The sequence below is a fragment of the Agrobacterium sp. Ap1 genome (genome assembly GCF_017313375.1).
Taxonomy (GTDB): Bacteria; Pseudomonadota; Alphaproteobacteria; order Rhizobiales; family Rhizobiaceae; genus Neorhizobium; species Neorhizobium cellulosilyticum.
Genome location: NZ_JAFLMY010000049.1, coordinates 1 through 8763, shown reverse-complemented (window position 1 = coordinate 8763; position 8763 = coordinate 1). Strand labels below are relative to the sequence as shown.

Genomic DNA, 8763 nt, shown 5'->3' with positions numbered 1-8763 from the left:
GCAGCAAGCTGACACTCATCCGGCCCTCTGCGATGAGCCGTGGCCGTCTAAGCTACACCACTCCCTGGGACACGATCGTTTCATCTGTCATGGTGTGACACGCGTGCTCTGGGAGGAGTGTCGGGTGCCACGTCAAATGATTGTATGGTGGTATTTTAAGGATTTTACGAGATTGACGGATCTAATCGCTATATCCGTGTAGCTTGTTCTGGAGATTCTCGGAGATGATCTTAAAACAACAGTTATGGCGAGAGCCATGGTTAGCGTGCTTCGTAATCACGGCGGCAGTATCCGCAATTCAAGTATTTCCTCCTATTGGCATGACTTTGAATCTATTTATGGCACCATACTGGTCCGTAATAACATTGAATCTAGGTTTTATACTTATCATAAAGGCTTGCGCGAGAGGTAACCTTCCACGCTTTATGCTCGCCTTGCCCCTCGTATGGTTCGCCGGCTATTATAGTTTGGCTGGGTACAGCAACTGGGCGGTTTCATCACTGGACGATAAAATCGAACAGGAAATCGGTGCGGCAGGTGCCGCTTTAGCGCCGCTGTCCGCCGATGTTATAGTGGTATCGGAGGCTGCGCTTTCTAGACTTTCATTGGATTATAATCTGAAACAATTCTACCGTCCGCCAAGAAAAAATTGTCGGTCAACGATCAAGACAGAGGTCAAAAGTAACTGGTGCGATCGAAAGGGAGACGTTCAAAATGGTTGCACGATAATGTCGCAGCCATGGACTTCGATCAGTGGAAAACAGCTTTGCTGGGAGCAAAAGATTGCGGAGCCGTTGCAACCGGCTGTGACGATCACCGATGAAGGTGTGACGGCTGATAGTTTTTGGTATCGAGGCGAAATCCATCGCTTATCTTTTTTGACAACGACTGGTGAAAAATTTGAAGTTTCGGCAGGTAGAGTTGCTTCATTGTCGTGGTTTCCCTCACCAATCATGGGCTGCTCATTAGTCGACCAACCAAGTTCCTGGACATGTTTTTTCAGATGGGGGTACGGCGACTTGCGGGAGCTCGGCACTAAAGCAGCCGGGCAAAGTGAAGTTGACGTTATTGCATCGGTCCTGGGCCTTTCTCTTCGTTGAGTGAAAATGGAAATCTTGAGGTCGGTTCCCTTACCTGCATGACCGGTTAGGGCCGAAGGTAGGCATGGCGCTAAATCGCCACAAGCGGTCATAAGGCGCGTGAGCCTAAGTCCTCATAAAACCGGAGTAAGTAACCGTCTGGATCGGCCACGACGAATTGTAAATTCCCCTCCTCGTGGTCATCGACCCCATACCATTTTTCTTCGAGCGGCAAATAGAGTTCATGTCCATGGTAATTCAGGCTATCTAAAAGGGGCCTCACCGATGGCACGTTTATTTGTACATTAAGGCCTCTCCCGAACGGGTAGCTGGTCGGCAAATGAAGCCCCCCAAAGGTACGGCCAAGATCGATCTGATCGATCATCAGCTCGGCTTGGCCGAGACGTAGGTAGCAAAAGCCTTCATCGGGCCGCGCATAAACGCATTCAAAACCGAGGACTTCACAATAGAATAATTTCGACCTTTCGCAGTTCGATACTCCGAACTCAGGAACAAGAGCATTCGCCATTTCATCACCTGTGCCAACTCGATCATAGAAAGCCGCGTCTACTATCCTAGCTTCAATACGGGAGGGTGACACTATGACCTCTTCGGGCCGACTACCGTCATGGCGCAGAAGCGCCAAAAGCAGTCATTACTACAGAGAATGATTTGGCATCACGATATGAGGCCAGTGCGACTGCGAAGGCTTTATTGAGGCTTCCGTCCGCGCATTCCAAATTGGCTGCGCTGTCCGGGTGGCGATACGGCTTTGCGTAGCGTTGCCTTATCGAAATCGGCTACATTGCCGTCCCTTCGGACCCGTTTATCCGGTCTTGCAATTGCCCAGAATGTAGCTCCAGCTTGGAATCCAAGGAAGATTGAAGAGGAAAGACCTAGCCAACGCACTTACGATGTCGTTCTGAACTGGCGTCAAATTGATATAACCCCACCACAGTACGTGCGACAACAGAAACCAGACAGATACATAGCTGAGAAGGGAAGTGCGTCTTCTCCAGCTCAACAATAAGTGCGCGAGAGGAGCGAGGACAGCCATCGGAAGAAACCCATACGCAAATCCGAATGTCCAATTTATACTTGCCGCGTATAGCACCGACCAATCCGCACCAACCTCTGGCAGCCCCGTGAAGACAACATTGGCGAAAAAAGCCGTGTACAATGGTGCCCAAAGGGGTGAAAGCAAAGTAGCCCAGAATACGCGTAGCATGATTAAATCCTAAAATGGACGTCACAACGAGGCCGTTGCCAACCACTGCAACCTTAGCATTCGATTGTGAATCTTTACTGCCTCAGTTTGCCGCAATTTTACTGTTGGGTGGTGTTGAGATAGTGAATTTTGTTGGCGCGAATGGCCGACAGCCGTCACGTCCGCTTCGGGCAAGGAGCGGCCCACCGCCCTGACATCGGTCGGCCACGTCACTCCTGATCAGTATGTTGCCACATGATCTCAGGTTGATCGCGAGAAACGACGTCGAGGCACTGTCCACCGGTGACAAAACGGTAGTGCTCCGAACCGGGAAGCGCGGTTTCGAAAACCTCTCGCTGCGCCGCCCAGAACGGACTTCCTTGGATCCTATAGGCGAAGTGGTTTGTGATGGCTCCAACCCGTGGGATGTCGCTCTCCTCTAATGGAAGATGCAATTCCTCGATTACGCGAAACAGTTCAACGTGGGGGAATGCAACTTTTACGAGGTCGCGGCGTCCAGCAATCGAGAAGGAAACAGTAAGCTTATCGGTGCTGGTCATTTGGTCACGCTCCATCACGAGACGATCGATTTCGGCTGCTGTAGCCGGGGCGTTGATGTCGAATTCGATAGGGATGTAACGGATGACGTCGGTGTGCATTTCGCTTCTATGAAGGTCGATTGCTAATCGGATGTGCCTAGCTGGGCGCTGGGAATTTAGCCAGAGGCGCGGACAATGCAAGCCCGCGCCTTGACATCGGACGAGACATTTGCAGGCTTTCGCGATTGGTCGTATTCCTACGGGCGGGTCGGGTCAGATGGACGAAAATTCATGCATCTCATCGCGATGAAGATTTTGGGTAGCGTGTTCCGTTTAGATGATACTCCATGGGATTATCATGATCGGCTGCGACCGTTGGCGCAAGGAATTGAGGGGTTCGCAACCTGCGAGATCGTGTTGTCCAATCCAACAGCGATGATCACGAAAAAGCCTCAGCCTGCAGAATTGCATTTCCATCGGATCGTCAAACTACCGGATGCAGCCGAAGAAATTGACCTTTATGATGGGCCTAGGTTGATCCTCAAGTTTAGACCGGTGACCCTCCCTGACGCGCAGGCGACAGAAACGAATGCCTGACCGTTAGTTAGTCTGTGTCGAGCCGAAAGCGGCCTCCCGCCCTGACATCCTCTGCCGCTTTGCGCCAACTGCGGTCATCGGAGCCATCGGATCGCCAGCAGGTCGATGATCATCGCGTAGGACACACAGAACGCAACAAAGCCCATTAACACATCGAAACGCTCTGTGGGCCAAAATAGAAAATGTACTGGAATCCATACGGCTGACATGATGACGAAAGCGAAAGCGAATTTCTCATAGGTGCTGCCTCTAAGGCCGAGGAATTTTTCATCTATCATATTCGCGTAGGTGGCGCGGTTCTTGAGAAGATGCGTCCCGGAGTGGATGCTACTCATGAGGAACAGCCCGTACAGTAGGTAGGGAGCGACCGCTGTGTGTCGGCCGAAATAGTGGTCCACGACCAACATCGAACCAATGATGAGATGCATCAGGAATTGGAAGACCACAAAGTTCTTTAGCCCGAATTTATGGATGACCATCGAACGATCCGTTCTTCCACCATTTCCGCTAACAATGGCTTTGGATGTTCTTCGTCAGAAGGACGACCAAGGGCTTGATTCCTATGATCCAGATTATTTCTTAATGTAAGATCAACGCCGAACGAAGTCACCTTCGCGCCATTTGCGGTCATTGCGACGAATATTGAGTTCTGCAATGCTGGGCAGAAACATGAAGTGGTGGCGATTGGATTTGGCATGGCCAGAAGGCGACAGTTCAAAGGGATTTGCTGGGACGTGCTCAATAACTTCGTCAGCAGGTATAACGATCTCAACGGCTACTGGGCGGTCGGTCAATTTGCGCAAATCGCCGATACCGGTACACACAATCTGAAATTCCAACTTCGTAAAGGGGTAACGGTGCCTCCGTACCCGGAGTTCTCCCCAACCTCGTCATATTACTGGCGTATGGTGGTTAGGTTGATGACCGCGAACAAGATGCCTGAAGTATGGCTTTCCGACGCAGCCATTGTCTTCTCGATGGCGGGGCCTACCATCGCCTCTTGCTCCATCGAGATCACGACCGATCTCGGTAAAATTTACCATCACACGAAGACAATTGCGGTTAGACCTCATGACCAAATGAAAGAACATCAAAGGCTGGATCGGTTTGGGCCGTCAAATCAGAAAGGCGTATAGCTTTTCGTCCGCTTCGGGCCGGAGGCCGTCTTCAGCTTCGCGCCATTAGCGGACTTGATAGAGTTGATTTAAAGCAGCGTGGAACATAGCATCAAAACATGCTTCTCCACGACCTAATCACTAAGATCGGCAGCCCCTTCATCTTGCGGTACGAAGACACCTCACTCAACATGTCTCGCCGTTTCAAATTGCTGGGAATAACTCCTTTCGTAATCTCTTTAATTGCAGCGAAAGACAAGCTCGCGCTATTCGAGAGGCTCCGCATCGCGATGCGGATGCCATACAGCGAAATCACAAATTGGGACGCTTTAGATGAAGCCTTGGGTGATCTGTCATGGCTCCCCCACACTTCGATTAACATCGTTCTCGAAGGCGCTGAAACTTTTTACCGCCATGACCAGCAGTCGTTTCGCACATTCCTTGATATAGTTGAGAACGCAGGGGCCACTTGGGCAGTGCCCGTTGCAGAGGGCGAATGGTGGGACCGAGGCGCTGTTCCTTTCCATCTCTACGTTGACGCAAAGACAAGTGAACATTTTCCGTTTAAGTTTCCGGACGCGGGGGGATGAGGCGTCGGCCCGACTTGTCGGCAATGGGCCGGAGGCCGTCTTCAGCTTCGCGACAGAAGCAGACGTAACACTACGTCAGAAACGATGGTCCAAGGGCACTTTGATTCCATGACTCGTTGGTTTCTGACAAACGGGTGTGGGGAAAATGATCTCTGCCTTTTTGATAGGAAGGCTCGGACAGAAATTTGTGGCTTTTCCAAAGCTCAGTTAGCAGCATGCCGACCAAACGCCGTCTTTTAAGTCGCGTTGTCATCACTAGGCGACCTGCTTCATGTGCATCAAAACCTGCCAACTGCGGCGCGATTTCATATACCGACAAGATCACGGTATGCTGTTGTTTTGCATCAGGTGTCACTTCTACGACTACACCGCCCGGTTCATCGCATAAGGCGACTCGCGTAGCCGAGTTCATTAAGACTGCGTCGCAAAGGTCTAAAAGCGCGGCCGGAGCATCCGTAAATACCCCGCTGATACGAAAACCCGAAATTTGCCTTCCGCGAACAAAGATTAGCTCGCTCCAACCGTGAAGGTCAAAGTCGAAATATAGCTGAATTCTTTCATCGGGTTTGCTGACATCGCCGCACATGCACACCAGTTAGCGTTTTTGCGCCGAATGCACCAGTGTTTCTGCTTCGGGCCGACTGCAGTCATCAGAGAAGGCGCGCCGCACGGCCACTGCGCCGCGTGGCATTGTTGTAATACCTCGAGGCCTGCTGCACCGATCGATGCCGCGACTGCTCCATTGCCTCGGGGAGAGGTATGCCACGATTGGCAGCCTCGGTTAGATATCCCGACCGCAAGCCATGCGCCGAAAACTCCCCCGGCTCCAAGCCGGCCATTGCCGCCCGCTGTTTGACGATATCGTTGACCGATTTCGGATCCAGCACCCGCTTCGACACATTGCCCCAGCGATCGACCTTTCGAAACACGGATCCCGCGTCGATCTTTGCCGCCGTCATCCATGCTTCCAGCGCCTCGACCGGCCGGCCGGTAAGATAGACGACCTCGTCGTGATCGGCACCGGATGTTTTCGTCCGTCCGAGATGAATGGCAAGCGAGGGGAGGGGAGGGCCGCTTTCGACAACGATCGGTGGCTCGACCGTCAGCTGCTCGCGACGCAGTCCGGCAATCTCGCTGCGCCGGCGTCCACCTGAGGCGAACGCGACCATCAGGATCGCCCGGTCGCGCAGATCACGCAGACTGTCGCTGGCACAGGTTGTCAGCATTTTGGCGAGTACATCGCCTGTGACCGCCTTTGCGCTCTTTCTTTTTCGCGGGCGCGGGGTTGCCCTGACGGCCAACCGAATGGCCGATTTGAGGGCAGGGGAGGCGAAGACGCCGGAAAGCCCGCGCCATTTCGTCAGGGTCGACCAGGTCGCCAGGCGCCGGCGCACCGTGTCGGGTGCATGCGGGCCGGTCACCTTGAGAAACCCCTGGCCGCGAAGACTGAGCTCGACCTCGGCCGGCATTCCGTGATCCGGATCGGTTTCGCGCTTGTGTGGATCCCACAGATGATGCGCGACAAATTTCAGCAGCAGCGCCTCAGGCGCCGGCCAAGGCAAAGACTTCGCCGTGGCCGCCAGCGACCAGGCCTGTAGATAGGCAAGATCGGAGGCGAGTGCGCGAAGCGTATTTTCACCCATGCCTTCGTTGACGAGATGGCGCAGGGTTTCGACATCCTGGTCGGTCAACAGCTCCGCCAGCTCGTCGCGACGCTCCATCGGCAGGACGGCAGCGATCGTGTCGAGCTCTGCGATCCGTCCCTCAACGGTAGAAAGATCCTGAGCGGACTTGCGGGACTTTGCCATCATTCCACAGCCGCCTGGGGCCGCCAGCGCGCAATCACCTGCTCGATTTCGCTGCGATACTCGTAGGGGTAAACCACATCTTCCTCACGCGCGAGCCAGGTAAAGATCGTTGCCATGTCCTCGGACACTTCGCGATCGACATTGGCCAGATCGGTCAGGTCGAAGCCGCCATGCTCTTCGGCATTCCACCAGGCGAGCAGAAAATTTGCCACACGCCGGCCCTGGCCGGAATCCTGATGCGCAATGTTGAGCAGTTTTTCGAGGGCGAAGCGGATGCGATCTTCCATGGAAAGTGCCTTTTCTGGCGATGGATGGGCGGCTTGGGTAGATCGGTTATAGCGCAGTATCAGCCAGACTTCGTTTCAACGAGACGCCGACGCTTTTGCCGGCTGATGAATGCGGCCGAACCTTGCCTTTTGCCAATGGCATGGACGGGCGATGCTGCTACACTCCGTTGAACGCGAGGAGATGCCAGTGCCTGAGTGGCCGAAGGACAAGCTTTTGAGAACGGGACCCGATCTGCCGATGGCGGAACGCATCTGGCGATACCAGCACAATATTCGCACCATCCGGGCGTCGGGCTGCGCTGTGCCGACACCCTCGATGGTTGATACGCTTGATCCGGCCGAAATCGAGATCTGGTTCGCCGACAAGGCATTTACGACGGATCGACTGGACCGATTGATGCGGAGAATTGCCGACCTTCCGTCGGAAACCGAATTTCCCAGCCTGCTCATCCCTCTCGAAAAAGACGGCGATCCGTAGAGAGCCAAGTCACCGGCATACGCCATGGGGTCTGGCCTGTTCGCTTGCGTGAGATTGATCACCGCTCCCATCAAACCATCCGTGACAGCGTGACAAAATCAGTCGCCATGGGCAAACGGCCCCAGGACCGGAACACCTTCCTTGCGGGCGGCAGCGGCGAGTTTGCGGTCGAGCGTCGCTAACGGAGTACTGCGATTGAGCGCGAGCGCCAGATAGGCGGCATCATAGGCGCTCAGGCCATGATTGGCGGACAGCAGCAGCACATAACTGTCGCTTCCAATGCCGGCATCGTCGAGCGGCAGGCGGCGGACCCGTTCCATATTGACCAACGCGGCACCGGCGGCAATCCGGCTGCGACGCTCGGACATGGCCAGAATGTTGCGGATCTCGAAGAAAAACAGCGACGGGATGGGGCAGGGGGCGTCGATGGTGGCGATCACCGCTTCGGCCGCATCGGAAAACTCTTCCGGCAGCAGCCAGGCGGCGGCCATCGAGGCGTCGATGACAAAAGACATCAACGGCGGCCTTCGTCGCGCCAGGAGAGGATTTCCTCATGGGTGGAAGGCGTTGCCTTCAGGCGGGCGGCGCGGACTTCGGCGAGCAGCAATTGCAAGTCGTTCTCCTTGCGCATGCGGGTCACGCGCGCGATTGGATCATTGCCGCGGGCAATGACAAAATCCTCACCGGCCTCGACGCGGGCGAGCAGGTCAGAGAGATGCGTCTTTGCTTCGGAGATTTTGATCGTCGTGGTCATCGGCACCGGCCCCGCTGTTGGCTCATAGCAAGCATAAGCGGGCCCACGAAGTGGGTCAAGCGGTTGGTCTGCTCACCTCCGATAAGCAATACTTATCGATGGTTAGGGCGTCATCTAGCAAAACCACGCAGTGACGGACACAAACTATCCACTGGTGTCCGTTTAGAAAATCATTTACCATGATTTCAATGTCTTACGATCTTGCCGGATTGCCCATTTCAGCGCTGTTGCGGTAAGCGGGGCTGATTTGGTGGCAGTGCCCGATAACGGGCAGTGCGGATGGCGAGATTGCGTCCGTGTGCTGCCCTT

General features: G+C 54.4%; 13 protein-coding genes. 5 read left to right on the top strand and 8 right to left on the bottom strand.

Features of this window, described 5'->3' with window-relative positions; translation table 11 throughout:
- Nucleotides 1-224 precede the first annotated feature (224 nt).
- On the top strand, nt 225-1100 hold the full coding sequence (locus tag JZX87_RS30640) for a hypothetical protein (RefSeq protein ID WP_206829605.1): 876 nt from the start codon (nt 225-227) through the stop codon (nt 1098-1100).
- Nucleotides 1101-1188: 88 nt separating this feature from the next.
- Here JZX87_RS30640 and JZX87_RS30635 read toward each other — a convergent pair whose 3' ends face one another.
- On the bottom strand, nt 1189-1608 hold the full coding sequence (locus JZX87_RS30635; RefSeq protein WP_206829604.1) for a bleomycin resistance protein: 420 nt from the start codon (nt 1606-1608) through the stop codon (nt 1189-1191).
- Between the two features lie 908 nt (nt 1609-2516).
- Nucleotides 2517-2945 (bottom strand): hypothetical protein, encoded by a 429-nt coding sequence (locus JZX87_RS30630; RefSeq protein WP_206829603.1) that lies wholly within the window; start codon nt 2943-2945, stop codon nt 2517-2519.
- A 75-nt stretch (nt 2946-3020) separates the two neighbouring features.
- Here JZX87_RS30630 and JZX87_RS30625 point away from each other — a divergent pair, with 75 nt between their 5' ends.
- Complete coding sequence (locus tag JZX87_RS30625; protein WP_206829602.1) at nt 3021-3422, top strand: hypothetical protein; 402 nt, start codon at nt 3021-3023, stop codon at nt 3420-3422.
- Between the two features lie 74 nt (nt 3423-3496).
- Here JZX87_RS30625 and JZX87_RS30620 read toward each other — a convergent pair whose 3' ends face one another.
- Complete coding sequence (locus tag JZX87_RS30620; RefSeq protein WP_206829601.1) at nt 3497-3901, bottom strand: hypothetical protein; 405 nt, start codon at nt 3899-3901, stop codon at nt 3497-3499.
- Between the two features lie 198 nt (nt 3902-4099).
- Here JZX87_RS30620 and JZX87_RS30615 point away from each other — a divergent pair, with 198 nt between their 5' ends.
- Both JZX87_RS30615 and JZX87_RS30610 read left to right on the top strand, forming a co-directional pair.
- Complete coding sequence (locus tag JZX87_RS30615) at nt 4100-4558, top strand: hypothetical protein (RefSeq protein WP_206829600.1); 459 nt, start codon at nt 4100-4102, stop codon at nt 4556-4558.
- A gap of 98 nt (nt 4559-4656) precedes the next feature.
- Complete coding sequence (locus tag JZX87_RS30610) at nt 4657-5127, top strand: barstar family protein (protein ID WP_206829599.1); 471 nt, start codon at nt 4657-4659, stop codon at nt 5125-5127.
- A gap of 70 nt (nt 5128-5197) precedes the next feature.
- Here the strand turns inward: JZX87_RS30610 and JZX87_RS30605 are convergent, their stop codons facing one another.
- From JZX87_RS30605 to JZX87_RS30595, 3 genes are all read right to left on the bottom strand, one after another.
- Nucleotides 5198-5713: a hypothetical protein gene (locus JZX87_RS30605; protein ID WP_206829598.1), complete on the bottom strand. Its 516-nt coding sequence runs from the start codon at nt 5711-5713 to the stop codon at nt 5198-5200.
- A gap of 64 nt (nt 5714-5777) precedes the next feature.
- The gene (locus tag JZX87_RS30600; RefSeq protein ID WP_206829606.1) at nt 5778-6935 is read right to left on the bottom strand and encodes a site-specific integrase; all 1158 of its coding nucleotides are present in this window, start codon (nt 6933-6935) and stop codon (nt 5778-5780) included.
- Entirely contained in the window at nt 6935-7222 is a 288-nt protein-coding gene (locus JZX87_RS30595) for a DUF7673 family protein (RefSeq protein ID WP_206829597.1), read from the bottom strand. Before JZX87_RS30595 ends, JZX87_RS30600 begins: the two co-directional genes overlap by 1 nt.
- Nucleotides 7223-7409: 187 nt before the next feature.
- On the opposite strand from JZX87_RS30595, the gene JZX87_RS30590 reads away from it, so the two are divergent.
- Nucleotides 7410-7700, top strand: a complete 291-nt coding sequence (locus JZX87_RS30590; protein ID WP_206829596.1) for a hypothetical protein — start codon at nt 7410-7412, stop codon at nt 7698-7700.
- A gap of 98 nt (nt 7701-7798) precedes the next feature.
- Here JZX87_RS30590 and JZX87_RS30585 read toward each other — a convergent pair whose 3' ends face one another.
- Together JZX87_RS30585 and JZX87_RS30580 are read right to left on the bottom strand one after the other, a co-directional pair.
- A complete protein-coding gene (locus JZX87_RS30585) occupies nt 7799-8215 on the bottom strand; it encodes a type II toxin-antitoxin system VapC family toxin (protein WP_206829595.1) in 417 nt (138 codons plus the stop codon).
- On the bottom strand, nt 8215-8454 hold the full coding sequence (locus JZX87_RS30580; protein WP_206829594.1) for a type II toxin-antitoxin system Phd/YefM family antitoxin: 240 nt from the start codon (nt 8452-8454) through the stop codon (nt 8215-8217). The genes JZX87_RS30585 and JZX87_RS30580 overlap by 1 nt, the downstream gene beginning before the upstream one ends.
- Nucleotides 8455-8763: the final 309 nt, after the last annotated feature.

What these genes read in the sequence shown, in the direction of transcription:
- JZX87_RS30640 (WP_206829605.1), top strand. Translation starts at nt 225, where the DNA reads ATGATCTTAAAACAACAGTTATGGCGAGAGCCATGGTTAGCGTGCTTC.
- JZX87_RS30635 (WP_206829604.1), bottom strand. Translation starts at nt 1,608, where the DNA reads ATGGCGAATGCTCTTGTTCCTGAGTTCGGAGTATCGAACTGCGAAAGG.
- JZX87_RS30630 (WP_206829603.1), bottom strand. Translation starts at nt 2,945, where the DNA reads ATGCACACCGACGTCATCCGTTACATCCCTATCGAATTCGACATCAAC.
- JZX87_RS30625 (WP_206829602.1), top strand. Translation starts at nt 3,021, where the DNA reads ATGCAAGCCCGCGCCTTGACATCGGACGAGACATTTGCAGGCTTTCGC.
- JZX87_RS30620 (WP_206829601.1), bottom strand. Translation starts at nt 3,901, where the DNA reads ATGGTCATCCATAAATTCGGGCTAAAGAACTTTGTGGTCTTCCAATTC.
- JZX87_RS30610 (WP_206829599.1), top strand. Translation starts at nt 4,657, where the DNA reads ATGCTTCTCCACGACCTAATCACTAAGATCGGCAGCCCCTTCATCTTG.
- JZX87_RS30605 (WP_206829598.1), bottom strand. Translation starts at nt 5,713, where the DNA reads ATGTGCGGCGATGTCAGCAAACCCGATGAAAGAATTCAGCTATATTTC.
- JZX87_RS30600 (WP_206829606.1), bottom strand. Translation starts at nt 6,935, where the DNA reads ATGGCAAAGTCCCGCAAGTCCGCTCAGGATCTTTCTACCGTTGAGGGA.
- JZX87_RS30595 (WP_206829597.1), bottom strand. Translation starts at nt 7,222, where the DNA reads ATGGAAGATCGCATCCGCTTCGCCCTCGAAAAACTGCTCAACATTGCG.
- JZX87_RS30585 (WP_206829595.1), bottom strand. Translation starts at nt 8,215, where the DNA reads ATGTCTTTTGTCATCGACGCCTCGATGGCCGCCGCCTGGCTGCTGCCG.
- JZX87_RS30580 (WP_206829594.1), bottom strand. Translation starts at nt 8,454, where the DNA reads ATGACCACGACGATCAAAATCTCCGAAGCAAAGACGCATCTCTCTGAC.